Genomic DNA, 25331 nt, shown 5'->3' with positions numbered 1-25331 from the left:
ATTTTCAAAGAACTATTTCGTTACATGAAACGTTAAATATCAGAGCGTAATATTAACAATTAACAGGGATGTTTCCAGCTTGTTTTTAAGAACAGAGAACTGGACACCCTATAAAATAATTAATATCCAATGAAAGCATTTACATATATCAAGCAAGGAGAATTTGGCTTCACTGAGAAGGAGAAGCCTACGATGATAGATGCGCATGATGCCATCGTGTATGACAAGCCGCAGATGCTTCCGCTTCCTGATATGTATGGCAAGAACCTCATCTTCAAGACGGGAGGTGTGGATGGATGCGACTGTGAGGAAATCCTTGATTTGATAGCCCAGGGAAAGATAGATACCACTCCTCTGATTACCCATCGTTTCCCGCTTTCAAGAATAGAAGAGGCATACGATGTCTTTGAAAACCGCAAGGATGGCGTCATCAAGGTTGCGATATTTCCTGGTTAAACTAGAGAGATGGTGTTATAAGTCTGGATAATTGTTGGCACATAACAGTTGACCACCACATGCACTACAGGTGTTGTGCATGCGCATATCAGCTGTTATGCAAGCGCACAACAGCTGTTGTGCGACCGGAGATACTAACTGTCTCAACAACATATCCTATCTTTTCCAACAACATATCCTATCTTTTCTAACAACAAGAAGAGGATTTGAGAACCATATATTTCAATACGTATCCCACAATGATATCCTTGTTGTTGTCATAAACGGGAATGCGTGAGAATTTCCATTCTTTCTGTTCGTAAAACTCCTTGGTAGTCAGATTCATGTTGGCTGATTCTACTACGATGGATGGAGTCATCACCTCCTTTGCCTTTACTCCTGCTAGGCGAATGTTCCGCTACGCTTGACTATTTCTCCGAGTTGAAGGATGCTGAGGTCAACAACGAGGCAAATGAAGAGTTGCTAAGGATGATTCTGGAGGAGAACCATCCTTAGCCATATTAAGCGTATTTTGCTTTTATTTTACTTCAGTGAGCTTACCCGTCTGTGAGTCGATGATATAGCCATGCAGATTGACATCCTTTGGTACGAGAGGGTGGGTACGGATGGTATTGATTGTATTCCTTACTGAATCCTCAGTATCGTGGAATCCCTCCAGCCAATGGTCGAGATTGATGCCGCAAAGTCCGATGGTATCGATGACATCCTGATGGATGCCACGTTTCAACATCAATTCCTTCATCTGCTGGCCGTTCATGTGACAGGCACCGCAGTTGGAGTGGGCAATGACCATGATTTCCTCAACACCCAGTTCATAGATGGCAACCAGGAGGCTGCGCATGGCTGAGTCGAATGGACTGATTACGAGTCCACCGGCATTCTTGATGAACTTGGCATCTCCATTCTTCAGGCCCAGGGCTGCTGGCAGAAGCTCTGTCAGGCGGGTATCCATACAGGAAAGGATGGCAAGCTTCTTGTCCGGATATTTACTCGTAAGATACTTTTCGTAGCCCTTGCTGGCCACGAAGTTTTCATTATATTTGATGATTTCTTCTATAATCATAGTCGTGTAAATTGAACTGTGAAACAAAATTTTCCTATTTCTCTGGGGTAGGCTTGAGGTAAGCCATGAATTTCTCTGGCTGATAGTTGAGAACCAGCTCATCCGGGAACTCTGCTTTCTCTACCAGCGGCATGATGTTGCTGTAGTCGGCAATCATCGTAGAGAAATGGGCATCACTTCCAAAGATGACAGGAGTCTCATACTTCTTGGCAAGCTCCAACAGTTCCAGATTATTGGGAGCAGCCACTGTCTTGTGACGGATGGGAGCCATGGAGTGGTTGTTAATCTCAAGCAGGGTATGCGTCTCCTTTGAAACTTTCATCAATACCTCGAAATCCAGATCTGCCGTACCGTCACCGGGATGTGAGATGATCTGCACGAAGGGATTGCGCATGGCATTGATGACACCATGTGTGTTCTCTTCCTTGGTTCCTCCCTGCCAGCAAAGGCTATGAATGCCAGCTATTCGGATGTCAAGCATGCGCCAGTAATCCTCGTCGAGGTCGATATCCCCTTGAGTATTGAGGATGTTGAGTTCTGCTCCCAGCATCAGTTTGATTCCATAGAGCTGGCGTGGAACGCAATGAAGGTTTCTGAAATAGATAGGGTCACAGGTACCCGGGATATTGGGACCGTGCTCTGTGATTCCCAGAATTTCCAACCCCTTTTCTTTTGCTGCCAAGGTCATTTCCTGCAAACTGCTGTAGGCATGACCTGATGCTATTGTATGTGTATGAACGTCTAATAATGTTTTCATGGTGCAAAGGTAATGATATTTGTTAAAAATGTGAGTAAAACAACTATTAATTAATCAAAAAATGCTGATTCTAAGTACCATTATGATAAATAGGCAGGAAGCCAGACATTGGTAATGTGCTCCATATAATGCGAAACTATTATCATAAAGGGGCAACAATACTTCATATTCATAACATCTTGAAAATTCACTTGATTACACAAAAAAGAGCGATTCCTGCAGAGTTAATGCAAGAATCGCTCTTTTTTATCTTATCATTTTTTTAATAAGCATTCTTATCTGGGAAGATGATGCTCTTGGCTGTCAGGAAGATAATCTTGATGTCGAGCCAGAACGACCAGTTCTCGATATACCAGATGTCTCGGCGGATACGCTCCTCCATCTGCCACAACTCCCTGGTCTCACCTCGGAATCCTGTAACCTGTGCCCAACCGGTGATACCAGGCTTGGAGAAATGGCGAACCATATACTTGTCTATCAAACTGCCATATACCTCAGTATGATGCAACATATGAGGACGAGGACCTACGATACTCATATCGCCCTTCAGGACATTGATAAACTGAGGGAACTCGTCGATGTTCGTCTTTCGCATGAAGTTGCCGAAAGCAAACTTTCTTGGGTCATCCTTGGTTGCCTGCGCCTTGTCTGCATCCTTATTCACATGCATGGAACGGAACTTCAGACAGTAGAATGTATCACCATTCAAACCTGTTCTTGCCTGCTTGAAGAAGATAGGTCCCGGACTCTGGGTCTTGATGATGAGAGCTATGATAGGGATGAACGGCAGAACGCAGAGACAGATAAGTCCACTCACCACGACATCGAATGCTCGCTTGGCAATGCGGTTAGAAACGAGAGTCAACGGCTCCTTGTGATTGGAATATACGGTTCTGCCCATGAAATTCTGGGCATCCAGATGTAATTTATACTCACCAAAGACACGTGGAAGATAGTAGAAAAGGATCACGTTCTTGTCACAGAACTGCATAATCTTCACAATCCGTTCAGAATCTTTATGAGATAGGCAACAGAATACTTCATCAATGTTGCTTGGTTCTCCATTAATGGTATCATTGATCGTAGACGATAAAATGCCATTGAGATCCTTGAGACTTCCTATTTTCTTTAAACCGTCAGGAGCCTTGGCTATTTCGGCATCAGCATAATAGCCCTTGACGATATAACCTGCAGATGGATCCTCGGTCATCGTCTGATACATTTCACTGATTGCCGGATCGTTGCCAACGAAGACTACCGTACGGCAGTTATGGCCTCTGGCACGATAGTACTTCAGCATATTAAGTTCGCAAAGTCTTGAAAGAATCAGAAAGAAATAAAATGATACGCCAAAGATAGCTGCAAAAGAGAACATCTGACCTCCATGACTGAGCAGTCTTACAAAGACAAAGAACAGAAATACGGTAGATGCCGCCAGACATAATGTCCGTTTCAAAACCTGGAGGAAACCTATCTTTCTTACATGAATGATAGTTGAGTAGTTATACTCGCTTAGGAACAAGGCAACATTGGCAACGAAAAATGTAATCTTCGTCGCTGCATCGAAATAATCAGGGATAATCTGCGTTCCATACTCAGTATAGACAAGTAACAGACAATTTAGGATGACGAAATCGGCACAAATTACCAAACGTCTCACCAGTACGTTTCCTCTGTAGTTCTTATTTATCATATATGCATTATTATTATAGTTCTTACCAGATATATTCTTTAAAAGACAAATTTGTTTTTAAATGGAGCAAAGATAATAATAAATGTCGAACGAACAAAATATTTTGGAGAAAAAATGCATTTTGAAACAAAATGAACCAAAAAAATCACATTACTATAGTGTTTTTCTATACAATTTACAGGCATTGAGACAGAAAGACCGCCCTATCCTGCCAAAATTTCCTCTTCGTCATTCAGAAATAAGGGCGTTAGGGAAAATGGAGTGTTTCTGAATTTCTGAAGCTGAACTTATAGGTTTCACATCTTTGATATACAGCGCGATCAAGAAAGAATATAAAGAAATGATATACAGATAGTTAATACATGTATTTAACACATATTTAACGCAGTTTTTTTTTCAATATTCATATTCAGAGTTCAGTCTTTCAGCACTAAAGTTCAGGATTTTGACCGCAAGTATCTTACTTTTGCCTCGTAAGTATCATACTTATGCCCCGTAAGTATCTTACTTTTGAAAGACAAGTAGCTTGCTTAAGCTGTTAAAGAGATACACCAAGTATGAGAAAGTGTGAGCAAGTATGAAGTGCCGATTCCAGATTTTGTATCTTTGCAGCATCATTCAGAGTGAGGGGATTGATGTAGACAGAGAATGCTTGGAGATGAGGACAGAATAAAAAAATCCTGAGCAATCAGCTGATGCCCAGGATTTAATAATTCATTAATGCCTATTATTTCTTAGCCTTGATTACAAAGCTGAAGTTGCGGTCTTGATAGTGCATGCGATACTTATCCATTGGTTTTGAACCCCAGCTGTCGATACAGCCCAAACCGTACTGACGCTGCTGGATGTGCAACTGAACCAAGCCCTTTTCTACCAGGTCGCCACTGTGCTGGCCCCAGGCATGATTCTTCTCGATGCCTGCATCCAAATCCTCTACCAGGTAAGGAATGGCACTGCACTCCATAGGTGCATACCCCTCGAAGGTGATTCCCTTGCCGGTGGTTGGATTGAAGATAGAGAAGTAACGGATGTCGGTATGGTTACCACTCTCCTGTGGACGAACGTATGGATAATACTCATCCTTTACGTCTGCCTCGTACTTTCCGATGAAAGAGGAAGAATGACGGTCGATGTAGTTCTCCTCAGGACCTCTACCGTAGTACTCCAACTTAGAGAAGGCTACTGGCATCTGCAACTGCATACCATAACGGAACAAGTCGGCCACCTTAGCTTCCTTATCGGTTGTCATCTTCTCAGTAACAGCTACTTCACCCTCTGAATTGATGCGGTAACGGAGTTCCAGCTGTGCCTTAACCTCAGGCATATCGAAGATTGCAGTAAGAACCACGCTGTCCTGACTCTCACTCTTATCGAATGACTTCAGATTCATCTGAGGGTTCTTCCATACTCTCATCGCCTTCTGCAAGGATGCACCATAGTCGTTATCGGTAGGAGCACGCCAGAACTCTGGAGTCATGCTCTCACGGAACTTCAACATTGGTTCACCATCTACATCGAGATAATCAATCATACCGGTCAACTTACCTACAGTAACCGACATGCGCTTGGCTGTAACCTTTACATAGGAATTGGTCTCTTCTACCTCCAGGTTGCTGGCGGTCTGAACCTTAGCCTTACCCTTCTTGGCTGGAGCTGCTTCAGCGATAGGTGTATCAACATTGTCAAACTCATAACCGTTGATGACAAACTGCTGGCGGGCCATCACCTGTCCCTTGTCAACTAAAGGCTCTGAACCATCGCTGGCAAAGGCAAAGTTGACGGTGATTTCCTCTCTGGCATGCTCTGCTTCTGCCTTGGCAACAGCCTCCTGCAAAGCATCACTCTTCACCAACCTGGTGGTCTGAGGAGCAATGCCCTTGGTTCCAGGAATCTCTACTGTAGACAGGAGAACGCCGTTGGTATAGACTGCTGCAGTAAGCTTCAGGTCGTCAATGTTCTTGAAGAAATGCTCATTATAGACATTGAAAGTACCATTAGCTGCATCCAGATCCTTAATCCATACATTCTGGAGATAGTACTGAACCTCATAAGCATGAGGATTCAAGCGACGGTCTGGAGAAATGATACCGTTACAGTTGAAGTTGTAGTCGCTGGCAGGATAACGTCCATAGTCACCACCATAGGTAAAGATTTCCTTGCCGGTGATAGGGCTCTTGTCGCGAACACCCTGGTCTACGAAGTCCCAGATATAACCACCCTGATACTTAGGATACTTGCGGATCAGATCCCAATACTCCTTGAATCCACCCATAGAGTTGCCCATGGCATGGGCATACTCACACTGGATGTATGGCTTGCTACCATTGCTCTTGCAGTAGCTTTCGCTCTCCTCGTAACCTATGTACATAGGACAGTGGATATCTGTCTTGCTGTCATATCCGCCACGCTCATACTGCACGGGCCGGGTCTTGTCGTAAGCCTTGACCCAATCGTAAGCCTTTTCAAAGTTGACGCCATAACCACACTCGTTACCCAAGCTCCATACGATGATGGAAGGATGATTGATGAGCGGTTTGACATTACCCTCGTTGCGCTCGATATGAGGTACGATGTACTCAGGGAACTTAGCGAGAGACTTCTCATCATATCCCATACCATGAGATTCCAGGTTTGCCTCGGCTGTGATATACAATCCGTATTCATCGCAGAGGTCGTACCAGCGAGGATCATCAGGATAGTGACATGTACGGACAGCGTTGATGTTCAGCTGCTTCATAATCTTGATGTCCTGAATCATGCGCTCTACGCTAACGACATATCCACCATCAGGATCAATCTCATGACGGTCGGCACCCTTGACCAGTATAGGCTGACCATTCACCAGAAGCTGGGCATTCTTGATTTCCACATTGCGGAAACCTACCTTCTGAGGAATCACCTCAGATACGCCCTGCTTATTCTTCAAGGTGATGAATATCTTATACAAATTAGGAGTCTCTGCAGTCCAAGGCTTTACATTCGGCACCTTGATAGTACCCTTAGCACCTGTTGCCTGAGCTATCTGCTTGCCATCCTTGTCACATAAGCTGATGGAAACATCGCTCTTGCCTCCCTGAAGAGAGATATGATAATCCAGGACACCATCCTTGAAGTTATTCTCAAGACCGGCATTCAGGCGGACATCAGCTGCATGAAGCTTAGGACGTGCATAGAGATACACCTCACGGGCAATACCCGTGAAGCGCCAATAGTCCTGGTCTTCAAAATAAGAACCATCGCACCAGCGCATCACCTGCATGGCAATGAGATTCTTTCCTGGCTTGAGATACTTGGAGATATTAAACTCGGCAGCCACCTTGCTGTCCTCGCTATATCCCACGTACTTGCCGTTCACCCAGAGAGTCAGGTTACTGGTGGCAGAACCTACATGGAAATAAACATCCTTGCCCTTCCAGTCTGCTGGAAGTTCGAAGGTGCGGCGATAAGAGCCGGTGTAGTTGTTGAGTTCGCTGATGTAAGGAGGATTTGGATCAAACTGGGTAGCCCATGCATAACCGATGTTCTTATAGGTACGGTCGCCATAGCCATTGAATTCGAACAATCCCGGTACAGGGAAATCCTTCCACTGCGAATCATCATACTTGACATCAAAGAAGTTGGCAGGACGCTTGTTGTGATCCTTCACGAAGTTGAACTTCCACATACCTTCCATGGAAAGGTAGTTGGCCGACTTCTTCTTGTCAAAGTTCTGTGCCTTATCAAGGTTCTCGTAAGCAAAGAAAGAAGCACGACGAGGCTCCCTGTTTTGCTGATTGATATTCACGTTCTGCCAACGCGACTCGCTCTGAGCCGCTACGCCACCGCTCATAGAAAGCATGGCAAGGCAAAGTGATACATTTGCGATGGTTCTGATTTTCATGATTTATTATCCGATATTAGTGGAAATACTGAGTTCCAGCTACGCCGGTAAACTTCTTCTGGTTGTCCTTGCGCATTTCGAGAGTAAGGTTGCTCCACCATGATGGCCAACCACCTACGATATTGCACAGATAAACGAACTTCACAGGATGCAAGCCCTTAGCCAATGCTACAGAGTTGTCTGAGTTGGTACCAGCCTTCACTGCACCCTCGTTGTTGATGACGAGCTTGTTGTCAATCCAAACCTGCTCCATACGGGAAGAGAGATAGTAAACTCCATCCTCAGGAATATTGATGTAACCCTCTGCTATGGCTGCATAATTATTGGCACCACGCAAAGTTGCAGCATCATCAGGCTGACTTACCTTCATCTTGTTAAGATTCTCTACAGTACCACAGTCCTGCCACTCAGCATCAGCCAATTCCAGCTGATTAACCTTCAGATAGTTTCCCTTCATGCGGCGCAACTGCAAACCAGCCTTTGCATCGTTGAGTTTCACTGCTGGAGCATAGGTCTGCTTTTCTACATCGATGGTTCTCACCTTGCTCATCTTGCCAGAAGGCAAAACAGTAGCAATCTTGATAGTAGTATTGCCGCTCACCTTGATAGGCTCTGTATAGACTGCAGAAGATGGAGTTGGAATAGAACCGTCCAAGGTATAAACCATCTTCATAGGACGTGATGTCTGGAATGTAACTACAGTATCCTTGGTAATCACAACCTTGTCACAAGAACCGTATGGCTGCTCTGGCAATGGAATATGATAACGTACATGACGCTCATCCAGGCGGACGCTGTTGGCATCTACACGACGTGCGAAGTCTGTGAAGTTCTTCTTCTTGGCTGGAGACCATGCAATCTCAGCAAGAGCCAGAGAACGAGGATACATCTGATACTCCATCTTGGCATTGGTATACATATACTCTGACCAGTTGTTGCACTGAACACCGAGGATATGCTTCTCCAAGCCCAATGACTTGATGGTATCAGGAACAGGCTCATAATTATAGGTTCTTGAAAGATAAGCTGGAGCACTAGGAATAGTAACTGGCTCAATCTTATAATCACCCTGGTAATGGTCGAGATACAGACCACCGCTACCTGGAGTCATGATGACATCATGCTTCTGGAGAGCAGCAGAAATACCACCTGATGTTCCGCGCCAAGACATGACTGTAGCATCAGGGCTCAAGCCACCTTCCAGGATTTCATCCCATCCGATGATCTTTCTGTCGTACTTAGCCAGCATCTTCTCCATGCGCTTGATGACGTAGCTCTGCAATCTTTCCTCTGCAGAGTGCTTACCGTCAGCCTGCAAGCCTTCTGCCTCGATACGTTTCTGGCAGGTAGGGCAATTCTTCCAGCTGGTCTTAGGACACTCGTCACCACCAATGTGGAAATACTTGCCAGGGAACAAAGGTACCACTTCGCGAACAATATCCTCCAGGAAGTTGAACATATCTTCCTTACCAGGACACATCACGATATCCTCAACACCCCATACCATTCTAGGAGTCCACTGCTCGCCCTTGCAAGAAAGATAAGGATAAGCAGAGATGGCTGCCATCATGTGGCCAGGAAGGTCGATTTCTGGAATCACGGTAATGTAGCGCTTAGCTGCATAAGCTACAATGTCCTTGATTTCCTCCTGTGTATAGAAACCGCCATAGGTAGAGCCGTCACCCTGAAGGCGATAGCCACCGATAGAGGTCAACTTAGGATATTTCTTGATTTCGATACGCCAGCCCTGATCCTCGGTCAGGTGGAAGTGCATGGTGTTCACCTTGAACATAGACATCAGGTCGAGCTGCTTCTTTACGTTCTCTACAGTGATGAAGTGACGGCATGGATCAAGATGGAATCCGCGATAACCGAAACGTGGAGCATCCTGGATGTCACAGCACTGAGCCACCCATTTGACACCATTCACCTTGGTTGCACTCTCTACCTGCGCAGGCAACAACTGCATGAAACTCTGCATACCATAGAAAGCACCCTTGCCTGTCTTAGCCTTGATGACTACACCCTTGGCTGTAACGGTGAGACGGTAGCCCTCTTCTGCCATCTTGAGGGATGGAGAAATCAGAATAGAGATATTGCCCTTCTTGCCACCAACGGTTACATCGTAGCCGGTAGAAGCCTTCAGCTTGTCTGCCATGTACTGAGCGATATTCTTACCGTCTGCGGTCTGGTAAGAAATCACCACCTTCTGTGGCAGAACAAACTCACCCTTCTGGATCTGGGTCTTGACAGGAATAGGAATAATATTGATATCAGCTGCTGCTGACGATGTTGGGAAAGCTCCCAACATCGCAACGCAAGCCATCAAAGAACCTAAAAGTTGATTGATTTTTTTCATTATATTAAATAATATTATTAGATGTAGAAATTAGAGAGGCTTATACTCTACGAAAGCCTCCATTGCCTCGTAGCAAGCCAAGCCCAACTGGTCGTAAAGGGAAGCTGTAGCACGGTTGCGGTCTTCAGCTCTCTGCCAGAACAGACGCTCGTCATTACCCAAGAAAGGAGCACTCTCCATCTGAGACTGATGCTTGAGGATAGAGTTACGCTTAGCTCTCAACTCTTCTGGGCTCAAAGGAACACACATTTCGATGTTCTCTATCTCCCACTCTGCCCATGCACCACGGTACATCCAGATGCGGCAGTCCTTCAACCACTCTGCACCTGCCTTCTTCTCCTCGTCGATAGCGGCAAGAACGGCATCAGTACACTTCTTGTGAGTTCCGTGAGGGTCAGCAAGGTCACCTGCTACGTAAATCTGATGAGGTTTAACCTCCTGCAACAAAGCTCTAACTATCTCAACGTCCTTCTCTGTCATAGGCAACTTCTCAATCTTTCCACTCTCATAGAATGGCAAATCAAGGAAGTGAACGTGATCGAGAGGAATCTCATTATAGGTACAAGCTGTACGAGCCTCACCACGGCGAATCAAGCCCTTGATGGTCAGAATGTCTCTTGTATCGAAGTCGCTCTCCTTCTTCTTGGCGAAGAATGTCTTGATCTCCTTATACTTGTCAGAGATTACGCTGTCCTTAGAATCAGCGAAGAGCTGGTTGAAACCATTGATGAAGTGCATGAATCTTGTTACTTCCTCATCACCTACTGCGATATTACCTGATGTCTCGTAAGCAACATGTACGTCATGCTTCTGCTGAACCAGACGACGGATAGTACCGCCCATAGAGATAACGTCATCATCTGGGTGAGGTGAGAATACGATGACACGCTTTGGATATGGCTTAGAACGCTCTGGACGATAGGTATCGTCTGCGTTTGGCTTACCGCCTGGCCAGCCTGTAATTGTATGCTGCAAATCGTTGAAAATCTTGATGTTTGCATTATAAGCAGAACCATAGAGAGCCAGGAGTTCGCTCAAACCGTTCTCGTTATAATCCTTATTGGTTAACTTCAGGATAGGCTTACCAATCTTCTGGCAGAGCCATACCAATGCAGAGCGAACCAACTTATCAGTCCACTGGCAAGAAGTTACGAGCCAAGGATGCTCGATACGAGTAAGGTGAGCTGCTGCGCTCAGGTCGAGAACTACATGAGCATCAGGATGTGTCTGAAGGAACGATGCAGGCAATGTATCAGTAATAGAGTTCTCTACTACCTTCTGCATGATTTCTGCCTTTTCCTCGCCCCAAGCTGTAAGATAAACCGTCTTGGCAGAAAGAAGGGTGGCAATACCCATGGTAAGTGAACATGGAGGAATGGTTTCCTTGGTCTGCTCGCTAGCTTCCATCTCCTCACGTGATGTGTTGCCGATCAAGATAAGGCGGGTAACTGACTGGATACCAGAACCTGGCTCATTGGCTGCGATGTTACCAGAACGGCCGATACCGATAAGAGCTACGTCGAGACCTCCGAAGGTCTTGATGCGCTGCTCATAAAGACGGCAGCAATCCTGTACTGCATCCTGAGCCACGAAACCATCAAGAGAGAAAATGTTCTGCTCCTGAACGTCTACGTGACTGAGGAAACGCTCCTTCAGCTGGTTGATGGTACGGAGAGAACTCTCCTGCTGGAGTGGATAATACTCATAAGCATTGAATACCACAACATTGCGGAAACTCAATGTCTTCTCCTGATAACGGCGGATGAGTTCCTCATACACAGCAGTGAGTGAAGAACCGGTTCCGAGTGCCATCACATAGAACTTGCCATCGTGCTGAGCAGCCTTGATACCTGCTGCAATGCCATCGGCAACATGACTGGCACCTTCTGCCATTGAAGCAAAGATGTCTGTACGAATCTTCTCCATTCTAGAGATTTCTGAGTATTCTACAGTCGTCTTAGGCTTGTAGAATTCAACTGGTACTTTGTTAAGTACAATTTGTGAACTTAGATTGAGCCTCATAATTTATATCTTTTAACGATTATTATTTAATATGTTTACTAGGTTTCTACTCATAAAGATAACGCATTGTTTTTAACATTCGGATTATTTAAACTCGTTTATTTATAGCAATATCGTTATTAAAATTTTTTATTTTGCAAAATTACATGATTTATCATACATTTCCATGTTTTTATAGTTAATAATTCTAAAATGAAAGCATTTTTATCTTTTCAGGCTGTAAAAACCTATATTGAGTGTAGTTTTACCCACTCATTCAGCTATTTATACCTAACTAGTATATTTGATTAACATAAATAGCTAAAATAAATAAACTGGCAATTATGCTTATATATATAATTAGGTATATAGACAGTGTAGACTATCAGAAACAGGGAAAAATAAAGAAAATTTGGCTATTTAAGTTTTATTAACAAGAAAAATATTGCATGTATTTATAAAAAGACTATCTTTGCAAATAAAGTTTTTAAATTATGATATCTGACATAATAAAATATATTAGGAAACTAAATAAAAAGCCTTCAGTTCAGAGTAAACTGCTAGCGCATTTCATCTCTCAAGGTGCTGCCACCATTCCAGAGATGAGCAAGGCTGTCGGAGTAAGTCTGCCGACTGCCACTAGCGCCCTCAACGAACTGATGAAGGCTGGGCTGGTTACAGAGATTGGCAAGAAAGACAATTCTACTGGACGCATCCCTATGGTATACGACCTGATTCCTACCGCTGGATATTTTGTCGGAGTGAACCCAGAAATGGACTGTCTGGCTCTAGCTGCCAGCGATTTCAGCGGAAACCTAATAACAGAAAAGACAAGGGTACCTTACGTATACGAGAATACTCCTGAGAATCTGGAAAAAGTAGGAAAAATCATCAACGATTTCATCGCCTCTCTTCCTGTTTCAAAGGAAGAAATACTTCAAGTTTGCGTAAATGTAGCAGAACGTGTGAATCCTTTCGAAGGAAGAGCCTACAACATGTACACCTTCTTGAAGGAATCACTCACAGACAAGCTCACAGAGCTGATTCAGTTGCCGGTTTGCATCGAGAACGATTCAAGAAGCATGGCTTTCGCTGAATTTGTGAAGGGACGCTGCAGAGGACTGAAAGATGTCATCTTTGTGAACGTATGCTGGGGATTAGGCATCGGAATCATCATGAGAGGTCAACTGTACTACGGTAAATCCGGATATTCGGGTGAGTTTGGTCACATGACAGCCTACAACAACAACATCATCTGCCACTGCGGCAAGATTGGATGTATTGAAACTGAAGTTTCGGGTAGAGCACTCAAGAGAAAGTTAACTGAGAAGATTCGGGAAGGCAAGACTTCCATCCTGTCTGACAAGGTGCTCAACAGAAAAGAAGACATCACGCTTCAAGATATTCTTGATGCGATAGCAAAAGAAGACGTGCTTAGCCTAGCTACCCTGCAACATATTGCAGACGAACTGGGCAAGCAATTGGCAGGAATCATCAATATCTTTAACCCAGAGATGCTGGTCATCGGAGGAGAAATGTCAGTCACTGGCGATTATCTGACGCTACCGGTCAACATGGGTATAAAAAAGCATTCGCTCAACATCATGAACGAGGATTCGCAGATTGTTACATCAGAACTGAAAGATCTGGCTGGTATCACGGGAGCCTGTCTGATGGCAAGACACAGACTCTTGAGCGAAGAAAGATAATAAATAATCTAGCTTATTAGACAAAAGCATTAAAGATTTTACTAACTAACTTTTTATCAACTATTCATTTGACAGGAGTTGGGAGTAGCCGGTAAAACGGCTACTCCACAATTCAAAAACCAAATAGGCGGTGACAGGTTCATCTGAGCCAACTGCCAAAAGAATAAGATAAAAACAAAGTTTATACGAGAAGAAATAATAACTAACATAAACAATTACAAACCTATGAAAAAAAGAGCAAATTTGTATTTTGCAGCGCTATTGGGTGCCATGTCACCACTGAGCACTGTTACTGCATTGGCAGCTCAGAGCAATTCGGTTATTGCTAATGCTACCCAGCAGCAAAACTCATGTACAGGTACAGTAAAGGATTCTTACGGTGAACCTGTTATCGGTGCTACCATCAGAATTGATGGTAAGACTGGTGGTACGATTACTGACCTTGACGGTAACTTTAGCCTTGCAAATGTAGCTAAGGGTGCTAAGATTACAATCACTTATGTAGGTTACAAGCCACAGACTCTTACTTGGAACGGTACTGCTTTGAACGTTACCATGGAAGACGATTCCAACATGCTCGAAGAAACTGTTGTTATCGGTTACGGTACTGTAAAGAAGGCTGACTTGGCAGGATCTGTTGCTGTCATGGAAGGCAAGAGCTTCAAGGATCAGCCTGTTGCACGTGTTGAGGATGCCCTCAACGGACGTATGTCTGGTGTGCAGGTAATGTCAAGCGGTGTTCCTGGTGGTGCAATGAAGATTCGTGTACGTGGTGCCAGCTCTGTTAACAAGAGCAACGACCCACTCTACGTAGTTGACGGTATTGTTCGCGAGACAGGTCTTGAGGGTATCAGCCCTGAGGATATCCAGAGCATCCAGGTTTTGAAGGACGCTTCTTCTACCGCTATCTATGGTGCACGTGGTGCAAATGGTGTTGTAATGGTACAGACCAAGACCGGTAAGGCTGGTGCAACTCAGGTTACTTTCGACGGTAGCTTCGGCTTCTCTAATGCTTACCATATCCCTGAAGTAATGAGCACCAAGCAGTATGCTCAGGCTTTGGTAGACCATAAGGGTGTTTCTCAGAGTGCAGTTCAGGATTATCTGAATGGCACAAAGGCAGGTATCGACTGGATGGACGAATTGCTCCAGACTGGTATTACCCAGAACTATAAGGTTTCTTTGACTCAGGGTAATGACAAGACTCAGACTTACTTCTCTGCCAACGTAATGGACCAGAAGGGTGTTATCGTTGATACCAAGTCTAGACGTTACGCTATCAAGGCTAACATGCACAATAAGATTTTCGACTGGTTGGAAATGACCACCGATATCAACCTCTCTCAGACTGACAACTCAGGTGCAGGTTTCGCCCAGAACCAGTCTAACCCTATCTGGGTTGGTTTGAACTACTCTCCTACTATGGAGATGATGGATGCAAACGGTAAGTATAATAAAGACCCATACAATAACATCCAGAACAACCCTTACGGTATTCTCCATGGTAGTGAAAACGACCGTAAGCGTACCATGGTTACAGGTCACGTTGACTTGAAATTCAACCTTCTCAAAGGCTTGACATTCACCACTACCAACGGTATCGACTATAACGATTACAAATGGTATAGCTTCACATCTACAAAGGTGAACGCAGCTGGTAACAATATGGGCAACAACGATGCAACAGTTACAGCGTTGCAGTCAACCAACAACTTGACTTACAGCAACAAGTGGGGTGATCACGGTTTGACAGCTACAGGCGTATGGGAAGTTACCTCTAATGAGGTTCGCCGCATGGGTCTCTCTGGAACTGGTATTGCTCACGAGCAGCTGGGTTACTGGAACGTAGCAGATGCAGCTTCCAAGAATCCTAGCAACGGCTATAGCAAGTGGACCATGCTCTCTGGTGTAGCTCGTGTTATGTACAACTATGCAGACCGCTATATGTTGACTGGTACATTCCGTGCGGATGGTTCTAGCCGCTTCACCAATAAGAAGTGGGGTTACTTCCCATCAGCAGCTGCAGCTTGGACCATCTCTAACGAAAAGTTCTGGGAGCCTATCAAGAATGCAGTAGAATACATGAAGATCCGTGCAAGCTACGGTATCATCGGTAACCAGGATATTACTCCTTACTCTACATTGGGTTCTTTGGGTACAACCGGTTTCACATACGGTACTAATCAGTCTTACACAGGTTACTGGGCAAATGGTCTTGCAACTCCTGACTTGTCATGGGAGAAGGTTCATCAGTTTGACCTCGGTGTTGACCTCGGTTTCTGCGGCAACCGTTTGAGCATCAGCTTAGACTACTTCGACAAGAAGACAAAGGATGCCCTCCTGACAACATCAGCTCCTGGTTACCTGGGTGGCACATCATACTGGGTAAATGCCGGTGAGGTAAGCAACAAGGGTTTTGATGCTACAATCAATGCACAGATTATCCAGACCAAGGACTGGTCATGGTCATCTACATTGAATGCCAGCTACATCAAGAACGAGGTTACCAAGTTGACTGCTGATTCTCCTATTCTTTATGGTACAAGCCCTTCTCCAGGTACTGTTGACCCATGTACCATCATCAAGGAAGGTGAAGCTATCGGTACATTCTACGGCTTCAAGTGGGCTGGTGTTGAAAAGAATGCAAAGGGTGAATATATTGATATGTATTACACTGCAGATGGTGGAACAACAGCTACTCCTGATGCTTCAAAGGATCGCTTCGTATTAGGTCGTTCAAACCCAGACTTCGCATTAGGTTGGAACAATACAGTAAGTTATAAGAACTGGGACTTCAATGCCTTCTTCAATGCAGCATTCGGTGCCAAGCGTTTGAATATGGTTCGCTACGCCATGAACTCAATGGTAGGTGCATCTATGTTCGTAACCGATAAGGATTACTTCAACAACATCGGTGTTACCATGCCTACAGTTGGCGCAGAGAACAAGACATACGGAAACTCAGACAAGTGGTTGGAAAATGCTAACTATCTGCGTTGTGAGAATATCAGCATCGCTTACACATTCCCACGCAGCGTAACCAAGTTGGCAGACATCCGTCTCTCACTCTCAGCTCAGAACCTCTTCACCATTACCGGCTATAAGGGTATTGACCCTGCAGGTGCTTCATTCAGTGACAATGGTGTAGACCGTGACAATGGTTTGGATATGGGTGCTTACCCTAACCCTCGTACCATCACAATGGGTGTTCGTATTAACTTCTAATTCCAACAATCTAAAAACTGTAATAATTATGAAAACTAGAAAATTATTATATATGGGTTGTCTCATGGCAGCATCCTTGTTTACATTCTCTTCTTGTGGAGACTTCCTGGATGAGGATCCAAAAGGACACTTGACCCCTAACAACTTCTTCAATAGCGAAGAGGACCTTACTGCAAGTGTTAACGCACTGTATGACAGAATCAACCAGACACAGAGCTGGACCAACCCTATGTACCCACAGTGGCAGGGTGATGATATTACTGCTAACCCTGGTTCTAACAAGCAGGCTTGTGCTGCCCTCGATGCTTTTGCATCTGATGGTGCCAACAAGGGTGTAACAGACGCATGGAACCAGCACTATTCTGTAATCAAGGCTGCTAACCTGATTACTGAGAGTGCAAATAAGGCTCCTGTTGCTCAGGATAAGATTAACGTAGCTTTGGGTAATGCACACTTCTGGCGTGCATACGCTTACTACTACCTGGTACGTGTATTCGGTCCTGTGCCATTGATTACCGGTACCAACGTTTCACAGTTGGAGGTTGCTCCATCTAGTGTAAAGGATGTATATGAACTGATTGTTTCAGACTTGAAGGCAGCCGTTAACGAGCTTCCTACCAAGTATGAGAAGGAGCCTAGCCGTTTGTTCGGTGTTGATATCTGGACAACCAAACAGGCTGCACAGGCTACCCTGTCAGCAGTTTACATGTCTATGGCTGGTTACCCACTCAATATGGGTACAGAGTACTACAAGCTCGCAGCAGAGCAGGCTAAGTCTGTCATCGACAACAACGGTTCTTACGGTTTCATCCTGAACCCAGAGTGGAAGGATGTTTACTCTATGGGTAACAACTACAACATGGAGACCGTGCTTGGTATCAACAACGACGCTCGTGGTTGGTGGGATCATGACTCTCAGCTTTCTTCCTGCTGCCGCTTCGAAGGTCTCGGCGATGGTGGCTGGGGTGACGCTTGGGGTGAAATCGCATTCTGGAAGAGATTCCCAGAGGGTGCTCGCAAGAATGCTATCTACGCTCCTAAGGTAACATTCCAGGATGGAAACACTATTACTAAGGCTGTAGATTGGTGGGCTCTTAAAGAAGACGGAAAGACTCCAGAGGTTGAAGCTTATCACCCAATGTTCTGTATCTTCACCGTTAACTCAGACGAGAACGGCAACATGCTCCGTCAGGCTTATGATTACCAGGCTCCTAACTGGGGTGGTATGATCAACGACCGCCGTCACAACCTCATCCGCTACTCTGAGATTCTTCTCTGGTATGCTGAGAGTGCAGCTCGCTCTGGTGGTGACCTGAACAAAGCTAAGGATTGTCTCCGTCAGGTTCGCAGCCGTGCCGTTACAGACGTAGAGAATGTTACTTTGACCAACGGTACTACCGTGAAGATTGCTGACATGAATGCAGAGCAGTTGGCTGAAGCTTGCTACATCGAGCACGGATGGGAAGTTGCTGGTAACTGGGTATCAATGGTTACACGTCGTTCTGACGAGCTTCGTATGGACGAACTCAAGAAGAACTTCGACTACCGTGTTGCTAATGCTCCTCTCGTAGTAGCTGAGCAGGATGGCAAAACCTATACAGCAAAGGAAAGTGTTACCGTTTCTGGTTCTTGGACAGAAGATAGAATTTACTGTCCATATCCAACATCAGATGTTGAGAAGAACCCTAACTTGAAGAGATAACTTCATAGGTAATCATATATTAAGTAACATGATGCTAGTTTTTATAAAATAGAGTTCATGTAAAAAATTTAGAGGGTGTGCCGAGACGGCACTCCCTCTTTTTGCAATCTCTTAATCTATATAATTTTCCATATCAGCATCAAAAAACTCAAATAGAATCAGCACTAATTTTTAATTATACAATTGAAAAGTTATGGTTAACAACAATCGTAAGCAAAACAACCGCTCATTACTCGCATTGGCAGCGCTACAAGTAATGCCGTTGTCGATCTTTGCACAGAATGCAGGAGATCGTCCTAACATCTTGTATATTATGTGTGACGACCATGCCATGCAAGCCATCAGTGCATACGGTAGCCCTATCTCCAAATTGGCACCAACACCAAATATCGACCGCCTAGCTGAAAGAGGAATGAAATTCAACGAGGCTTTCGTGGAGAACTCGCTTTCTACACCAAGCCGTGCATGTCTTATGACCGGTCTTTACAGTCACCAGAACGGACAGCGACAGCTTGCCGAGGGTATCGACTCTACCAAGACCTTCTTCTCAGAACTGCTGCAGGGGGCAGGCTATTCTACTGCCGTTGTGGGCAAGTGGCACATGTCCTGCAGTCCGAAGGGATTCGACTACTATCATGTTCTAGATGACCAGGGGCAGTACTACAACCCTACCTTCGCTTCTACCGGACAGTATGGTAACTTCAAGCAGGAGATGGGATATGCTACCGATTTGATCACCGACCATGCTATCGAGTACTTGAACAACCGCGACAAGAACAAGCCATTCTGTCTTCTGGTTCACCACAAGGCACCACACCGCCTCTGGATGCCTAACACCAAGTATGTAAACAAGTATGCCAACGTTAACTTCCCGTTGCCAGAGACTTTCTGGGATGATTATGAAACCCGTGGTTCTGCAGCTTCTACACAGAAGATGTCTATCGACAAGTACATGGAGATGGTACGCGACCTGAAGGTCCCAGAAATGTACGATCCTTCTACTCCAGAGGGAAGAGATTCCTATGCCGGTCTGATGGGCGAGATGAACCGCATGACTCCAAAGCAGCGTGCCATCATCGATGCCTACTACATGCCAAGAAACCGTGAGTTCCTGAGCAAGAACCTGACTGGCAAGGAGTTGATCGAGTGGAAATACCAGAACTACATCCGCGACTACATGGCTGTGATTGCCTCTGTAGATGAGAGTGTGGGCAGACTGCTGGAATATCTCGACAAGAACAACCTCACCGACAACACCATCATTGTCTATACATCCGACCAGGGATTCTACATGGGCGAGCACGGATGGTTCGACAAGCGATTCATGTACGAGGAGTCATTCCACACTCCGCTCATCATCAGCTATCCTAAGCACATCCAGCCAAAGAGCGAGTGCAACCAGATGGTTCAGAACATCGACTTCGCCCCTACCTTCCTCGACTTGGCGGGTTTGGAGAAGCCTAAGTACATGCCTGGAACATCGCTACAGCCTCTGTTCGCCGGACAGCCTGTGAAGAAGTGGCGCAAGAGCCTGTACTATCACTACTACGACTATCCTACATATCATCTTGTACGCAAGCACGATGGTGTTCGCACAGAACGCTACAAGCTGATTCACTTCTATGGCAAGGGTGGAGAAAGAGCTGTGGTAGAAAATAAGTATCAGGGACAACCAGGCACAAGAGAAAACAACTGCTTCAATGCCCTGAAGTCTATCAACTACTTCACCAATGATGCAGACATCGACTACTGGGAGTTATACGACATCCAGGCAGACCCTAACGAGCAGCACAACATCTACGGCAAGCCCGGCACTCAGAAGATTGAGAAGGAACTGAAGAAGTTGCTCGCTAACTACCGCAAGAATTTGAAGGTAGACGAATAAGAAATCTAAGATTACAGATTTATGAATAGAACTAGCAAAACAATATGGCTCACAGGGGTAGGTATGATTTGCCTACCTACCCTTGCTGGAGCTAAACAGAACGTACAACAGCCGAATATCCTCTTTATCCTCTGCGATGATATGGGATATGGTGATTTGGCTTGCTACGGTCAGCCTTACATCCATACCCCCAACATCGACCAGATGGCAAAGGAGGGAATGCGATTCACCCAGGCATACGCCGGTTCGCCGGTTTCAGCCCCTTCGCGTGCTACAATCATGACCGGTCAGCATTCGGGTCACACCCACGTAAAAGGCAACAAGGAATACTGGAGAAACGTACCGATGGTAAAGTATGGAATAAACGAGGACTTTTCTGTGGTGGGGCAGGAACCTTACGACCCGCAGCATAAGATTCTTCCGGAAATGCTCAAGGACAAGGGCTACCGCACCGGCGTCTTCGGAAAATGGGCAGGCGGATACGAAGGTTCTGCCTCTACTCCCGACAAGCGTGGCGTAGATGAATTCTACGGCTACATCTGTCAGTTCCAGGCACATCTTTATTATCCCAACTTCCTGAACCGTTACAGCAAGTCGTTGGGTGATACGGCTGTGGTAAGAGATATCATGGAGCAGAATATCCAGTACCCGATGTTCGGCAAGGACTATTTCAAACGCAAGCAGTATTCTGCCCGCATCATCCACGACAAGGCTTTGGAGTGGATTGACAAGCAGGATAATAAGCATCCTTTCGTAGGATTCCTTACCTATACCCTACCTCACGCAGAGTTGGCTCAACCAGAAGATTCCATTTTAGAGAACTATCAGAAGAAATTCTTCGAGGACAAGACTTGGGGAGGATGGGAAGACTCAAGATACAACGCCGTGGTTCATACCCACGCACAGTTTGCCGGAATGATTACCCGTCTTGACCAGTATGTAGGCGAAATCTTCGCCAAGCTGAAGGAGAAGGGCCTAGACAAGAACACCGTGGTCTTCTTTACCTCGGACAACGGTCCTCATGAGGAAGGCGGTGCCGATCCGAAGTTCTTCGGTCGCGACGGAAAATTGAAAGGCTTAAAGCGCCAGTGTTACGAGGGCGGAATCCGCATCCCATTCATTGCCTGGTGGCCAGAGCATATCAAGGCAGGCAGCGTAAACGATACCCAGTTTGCCTTCTACGACCTGATGCCAACCTTCTGCGACCTTGCCGGAATCAAGAACTTCGCCAAGCGCTACACCAACAGGAAGTTGGCTGGCGACGGCTTCGACGGTATTTCCATCGCTCCTACCCTTCTGGGCAAGGATGCCGAGCAGAAGCACCACGAATACCTCTATTGGGAATTTCATGAGACCGACCAGATTGGCGTGAGAAAGGGCGACTGGAAGATGGTAGTAGTAAAAGGCAAGCCTCGCCTCTACAACCTAGCTTCGGATATTCACGAAGACCACGATGTGGCGGCAGAACATCCTGAAATCGTGAAAGATCTGCTGGCTGCCATCCAGAAGGAGCACAGAGACAGCAAGGACTTCAAGATAACGCTGCCAGAGTTTTAAGGAAAATGACTCTGACCAAGTTCTGATTCCATCTCCTATTTTTGCGAGATTCCAACCGATTTCTAAAAAGAAAAAATATGATGAACGACAACATAGCAACCCCATTTGCCAAACCACTGTATGTGATGCTGAAGCCGGCAGGTGCCCATTGCAACCTGGCTTGCAAATACTGTTATTATCTGGAAAAGAACAATCTTTACCAGAACTCCCACCGCCATCTGATGAGCGATGAGATGCTGGAGCAATTCACCCGAGAGTACATCGAGGCACAAACCATGCCGCAGGTGCTTTTCACCTGGCATGGAGGTGAGCCGCTGATGCGCTCCATCGACTTCTACAAGAAAGCACTGGCGCTTCAGAAGAAGTACGCCCACGGCAAACAGATAGATAACGCCATCCAGACCAACGGCACACTCCTCACCGACGAATGGTGCGAATTCTTTGCCAAGAACCATTGGCTGGTAGGCATTTCTATCGACGGCCCCCAGGAATATCACGACCACTATCGCATGACTCCTGCCGGAAAGCCTTCCTGGGAAAAGGTGATGCAGGGCATCAGCCTGCTGAAGAAGCATCGGGTGGAATGGAATGCTATGGCAGTGGTCAATGCCTACAACGCTGGACATCCGCTGGAGTTCTATCATTTCTTCAGAGACAACGGTTGCCAGTACTTGCAGTTTACCCCTATCGTGGAGCGACTGACGGAACATGAAGACGGTCGCACCCTGGCGAGTCTTGCCGACGACAGGGAGATTCCGCTTGCAGATGCTTCCGTTACCCCGCAACAGTGGGGCAACTTCCTCTGCACCATCTTCGACGACTGGGTGCGCCACGATGTGGGTAAGACCTTTGTGGAAATCTTCGACTGCACACTTGCCAACTGGATGGGGGTGCTGCCAGGCATCTGCGCCTACTCCAAGGAGTGCGGTCATGCAGGCGTGATGGAACACAATGGCGATGTATATTCCTGCGACCACTTTGTCTTTCCTGAATACAAACTGGGAAACATCAGGGAGCAGTCACTCATCGACATGCTTTATGGCGAAAAGCAGCAGGCTTTCAGCCGGTTGAAGCATACTTCGCTGCCCCGCCAGTGCAAGGAATGCGACATGGAGTTCGCCTGCCATGGCGAATGCCCCAAGAACAGGTTCGAGAAGGATAAGTATGGAGAGCCGGGCCTGAACTATCTCTGCCAAGGATACTATCAGTACTATACGCATGTGTCTCCCTACATGGACTTTATGAAACGGGAACTCCTCGCCCAGCGTCCGCCTGCCAACATTATGAATGTTTTAAAAAATAACTAACGATTATCGAAATGAACAAAACTTATATGACTATCGCCCTGATGTCGCCCCTGGTTTGCACGGCAGGCATGGGTGCCAAGAAGGCGAAAGCCAACAATCAGCAGAAACCTAACGTCATCATCATCCTCGCCGATGACCTCGGCTACGGCGACCTGGGATGCTATGGTGCCAAGAACGTAGAGACTCCTAACGTAGATAAACTGGCCAAGCAGGGTATTCGCTTCACCGATGCCCACGCCATCGCTTCCACCAGTACCCCATCCCGCTACTCCCTGCTCACGGGTGAGTATGCATGGCGCCGACCAGGTACCGACGTAGCACCGGGCGATGCGGGAATGATTATCCAGCCTACCCAGTTTACCATAGCTGATATGTTCAAGAGCGTAGGCTATTCTACCTGTGCCATCGGTAAGTGGCACTTGGGCTTGGGTGCAGAAACAGGCAAGCAAGACTGGAATGCCCCATTGCCAGCAGCCCTTGCCGACATAGGTTTCGACCATCACTACATCATGGCAGCCACAGCCGACCGTGTGCCTTGTGTTTTCATCGAAGACGGCATGGTAGCTAACTACGATCCGTCGGCTCCTATCGAGGTAAGCTATTTCAAGAACTTCCCTGGCGAACCTACCGGAAAGGACAATCCTGAGTTGTGCTATAATATGAAGTCGAGCCACGGCCACAATATGTCTATCGTGAACGGCATCGGCAGAATCGGTTATATGAAGGGTGGCGGTAAGGCATTGTGGAAAGACGAGAACATCGCCGACTCCATCACTACCCACGCCATCGACTTCATCAAGAAAAACAGCGATCATCCTTTCTTCCTCTATTTTGCCACCAACGATGTCCACGTGCCTCGTTTCCCACACCAGCGTTTCCGTGGAAAGAGCAGCATGGGTATGCGTGGAGACGCCATTGTGCAGTTCGACTGGTCTGTAGGTAAGATCATGGAGACATTGGATAAACTTGGAATTGCAGAGAATACTATCGTTTTGTTGACTAGTGATAATGGTCCTGTTGTAGATGACGGTTATCAGGATCAGGCAGAAGAGCTTTTGAATGGTCATAAGCCTGCAGGTCCTTGGCGTGGTAACAAATACAGTGCTTTCGAAGGTGGTACGGCTATTCCTGTTATCGTTCGTTGGCCAATGTCGGTAAAACCAAATCAGACTTCAGATGTTCTCATGTCACAGATTGACTTCATGGCATCCTTTGGTAATCTGATTGGTGCAACCTTCCCTAAAGGCAGTGCACCCGACAGCAAGAACCATCTTGGAAATCTGCTCGGCAACGATAACACCCATCGCCCATGGGTTGCAGAAATGTCAAATAATCATGTAATTTCTATCCGCACAAAAGAATGGAAATACATAGAACCAAATGATGGTTCTAAAATGATAAAATGGGGACCAAAGATTGAAACCGGCAACGATCCTAATCCTCAGCTCTATCGAATCTCTGACAATCTCTACGAGCAAAACAATGTAGCTGAAGCAAATCCTAAAGTTGTTTTCGAAATGCAAAATATATTGAGAAGAGTAAAATAATAGAAAATACAATGAAATAAATAAAAGTCAGGGCAGCGATGTTCTGGCTTTTATATATAAACACTAACTTTTATATATAAATCGAGTAGGAGGAAAACGAAGTAGTTTTTCTCCTACTTTCGTTTTCCGACCTCTCACACCACCGTACATGCGGTTCCGCATACGGCGGTTCCTATTTTGGATACCATTC

General features: G+C 45.8%; 15 protein-coding genes and 1 pseudogene. 9 read left to right on the top strand and 7 right to left on the bottom strand.

Going from position 1 to position 25331, the window contains the following annotated elements:
* Positions 1 to 216 precede the first annotated feature (216 nt).
* Positions 217 to 456, top strand: a pseudogene (locus ACTQ53_RS15285) (alcohol dehydrogenase); the annotation flags it as partial.
* Between the two features lie 187 nt (positions 457 to 643).
* Here the strand turns inward: ACTQ53_RS15285 and ACTQ53_RS15280 are convergent.
* Positions 644 to 814: a hypothetical protein gene (locus ACTQ53_RS15280; protein WP_295347664.1), complete on the bottom strand. Its 171-nt coding sequence runs from the start codon at positions 812 to 814 to the stop codon at positions 644 to 646.
* Here ACTQ53_RS15280 and ACTQ53_RS15275 point away from each other — a divergent pair.
* A complete protein-coding gene (locus ACTQ53_RS15275) occupies positions 805 to 951 on the top strand; it encodes a hypothetical protein (protein ID WP_441933950.1) in 147 nt (48 codons plus the stop codon). The two genes, ACTQ53_RS15280 and ACTQ53_RS15275, sit on opposite strands and share 10 nt — an antisense overlap.
* A 22-nt stretch (positions 952 to 973) precedes the next feature.
* Here the strand turns inward: ACTQ53_RS15275 and ACTQ53_RS15270 are convergent, their stop codons facing one another.
* From ACTQ53_RS15270 to ACTQ53_RS15245, 6 genes are all read right to left on the bottom strand, one after another.
* Complete coding sequence (locus ACTQ53_RS15270; RefSeq protein WP_441933948.1) at positions 974 to 1519, bottom strand: beta-class carbonic anhydrase; 546 nt, start codon at positions 1517 to 1519, stop codon at positions 974 to 976.
* 34 nt (positions 1520 to 1553) lie between these two features.
* Complete coding sequence (locus tag ACTQ53_RS15265) at positions 1554 to 2276, bottom strand: phosphatase (protein ID WP_441933946.1); 723 nt, start codon at positions 2274 to 2276, stop codon at positions 1554 to 1556.
* A 262-nt stretch (positions 2277 to 2538) separates the two neighbouring features.
* Positions 2539 to 3969 (bottom strand): undecaprenyl-phosphate glucose phosphotransferase, encoded by a 1431-nt coding sequence (locus ACTQ53_RS15260; RefSeq protein WP_441933944.1) that lies wholly within the window; start codon positions 3967 to 3969, stop codon positions 2539 to 2541.
* A 727-nt stretch (positions 3970 to 4696) separates the two neighbouring features.
* On the bottom strand, positions 4697 to 7849 hold the full coding sequence (locus ACTQ53_RS15255; protein WP_441933942.1) for a glycoside hydrolase family 2 TIM barrel-domain containing protein: 3153 nt from the start codon (positions 7847 to 7849) through the stop codon (positions 4697 to 4699).
* A gap of 16 nt (positions 7850 to 7865) precedes the next feature.
* Positions 7866 to 10208 (bottom strand): family 20 glycosylhydrolase, encoded by a 2343-nt coding sequence (locus ACTQ53_RS15250; protein ID WP_441933940.1) that lies wholly within the window; start codon positions 10206 to 10208, stop codon positions 7866 to 7868.
* 30 nt (positions 10209 to 10238) lie between these two features.
* A complete protein-coding gene (locus ACTQ53_RS15245; RefSeq protein WP_218417320.1) occupies positions 10239 to 12230 on the bottom strand; it encodes a glucosamine-6-phosphate deaminase in 1992 nt (663 codons plus the stop codon).
* Between the two features lie 473 nt (positions 12231 to 12703).
* On the opposite strand from ACTQ53_RS15245, the gene ACTQ53_RS15240 reads away from it, so the two are divergent.
* The 7 genes from ACTQ53_RS15240 to ACTQ53_RS15210 all read left to right on the top strand — a co-directional run bounded on the left by ACTQ53_RS15240 (position 12704) and on the right by ACTQ53_RS15210 (position 25141).
* On the top strand, positions 12704 to 13918 hold the full coding sequence (locus ACTQ53_RS15240) for an ROK family protein (protein WP_441933938.1): 1215 nt from the start codon (positions 12704 to 12706) through the stop codon (positions 13916 to 13918).
* Positions 13919 to 14143: 225 nt separating this feature from the next.
* Positions 14144 to 17143: a SusC/RagA family TonB-linked outer membrane protein gene (locus ACTQ53_RS15235; RefSeq protein WP_441933936.1), complete on the top strand. Its 3000-nt coding sequence runs from the start codon at positions 14144 to 14146 to the stop codon at positions 17141 to 17143.
* Positions 17144 to 17171: 28 nt separating this feature from the next.
* Positions 17172 to 18845 (top strand): RagB/SusD family nutrient uptake outer membrane protein, encoded by a 1674-nt coding sequence (locus ACTQ53_RS15230; protein WP_441933934.1) that lies wholly within the window; start codon positions 17172 to 17174, stop codon positions 18843 to 18845.
* 256 nt (positions 18846 to 19101) lie between these two features.
* Complete coding sequence (locus tag ACTQ53_RS15225) at positions 19102 to 20730, top strand: sulfatase family protein (RefSeq protein WP_441933957.1); 1629 nt, start codon at positions 19102 to 19104, stop codon at positions 20728 to 20730.
* Between the two features lie 63 nt (positions 20731 to 20793).
* A complete protein-coding gene (locus ACTQ53_RS15220) occupies positions 20794 to 22287 on the top strand; it encodes an arylsulfatase (RefSeq protein WP_441933955.1) in 1494 nt (497 codons plus the stop codon).
* 80 nt (positions 22288 to 22367) lie between these two features.
* Positions 22368 to 23594, top strand: a complete 1227-nt coding sequence (locus ACTQ53_RS15215) for an anaerobic sulfatase-maturation protein (RefSeq protein WP_441933952.1) — start codon at positions 22368 to 22370, stop codon at positions 23592 to 23594.
* A gap of 11 nt (positions 23595 to 23605) precedes the next feature.
* On the top strand, positions 23606 to 25141 hold the full coding sequence (locus tag ACTQ53_RS15210) for a sulfatase family protein (protein ID WP_441933932.1): 1536 nt from the start codon (positions 23606 to 23608) through the stop codon (positions 25139 to 25141).
* The last annotated feature ends 190 nt before the right edge of the window (positions 25142 to 25331 follow it).

Source organism: Prevotella sp. Sow4_E9_plate, from assembly GCF_052116205.1.
Classification (GTDB): domain Bacteria; phylum Bacteroidota; class Bacteroidia; order Bacteroidales; family Bacteroidaceae; genus Prevotella.
Note: the sequence above shows the minus strand (reverse complement) of the source record. Positions and strands in the feature narration are given on the sequence as shown.

Coding starts and splice junctions, on each gene's coding strand:
- ACTQ53_RS15275 (WP_441933950.1), top strand. CDS start 805: ATGGAGTCATCACCTCCTTTGCCTTTACTCCTGCTAGGCGAATGTTCC.
- ACTQ53_RS15280 (WP_295347664.1), bottom strand. CDS start 814: ATGACTCCATCCATCGTAGTAGAATCAGCCAACATGAATCTGACTACC.
- ACTQ53_RS15270 (WP_441933948.1), bottom strand. CDS start 1,519: ATGATTATAGAAGAAATCATCAAATATAATGAAAACTTCGTGGCCAGC.
- ACTQ53_RS15265 (WP_441933946.1), bottom strand. CDS start 2,276: ATGAAAACATTATTAGACGTTCATACACATACAATAGCATCAGGTCAT.
- ACTQ53_RS15260 (WP_441933944.1), bottom strand. CDS start 3,969: ATGATAAATAAGAACTACAGAGGAAACGTACTGGTGAGACGTTTGGTA.
- ACTQ53_RS15255 (WP_441933942.1), bottom strand. CDS start 7,849: ATGAAAATCAGAACCATCGCAAATGTATCACTTTGCCTTGCCATGCTT.
- ACTQ53_RS15250 (WP_441933940.1), bottom strand. CDS start 10,208: ATGAAAAAAATCAATCAACTTTTAGGTTCTTTGATGGCTTGCGTTGCG.
- ACTQ53_RS15245 (WP_218417320.1), bottom strand. CDS start 12,230: ATGAGGCTCAATCTAAGTTCACAAATTGTACTTAACAAAGTACCAGTT.
- ACTQ53_RS15240 (WP_441933938.1), top strand. CDS start 12,704: ATGATATCTGACATAATAAAATATATTAGGAAACTAAATAAAAAGCCT.
- ACTQ53_RS15235 (WP_441933936.1), top strand. CDS start 14,144: ATGAAAAAAAGAGCAAATTTGTATTTTGCAGCGCTATTGGGTGCCATG.
- ACTQ53_RS15230 (WP_441933934.1), top strand. CDS start 17,172: ATGAAAACTAGAAAATTATTATATATGGGTTGTCTCATGGCAGCATCC.
- ACTQ53_RS15225 (WP_441933957.1), top strand. CDS start 19,102: ATGCCGTTGTCGATCTTTGCACAGAATGCAGGAGATCGTCCTAACATC.
- ACTQ53_RS15220 (WP_441933955.1), top strand. CDS start 20,794: ATGATTTGCCTACCTACCCTTGCTGGAGCTAAACAGAACGTACAACAG.
- ACTQ53_RS15215 (WP_441933952.1), top strand. CDS start 22,368: ATGAACGACAACATAGCAACCCCATTTGCCAAACCACTGTATGTGATG.
- ACTQ53_RS15210 (WP_441933932.1), top strand. CDS start 23,606: ATGAACAAAACTTATATGACTATCGCCCTGATGTCGCCCCTGGTTTGC.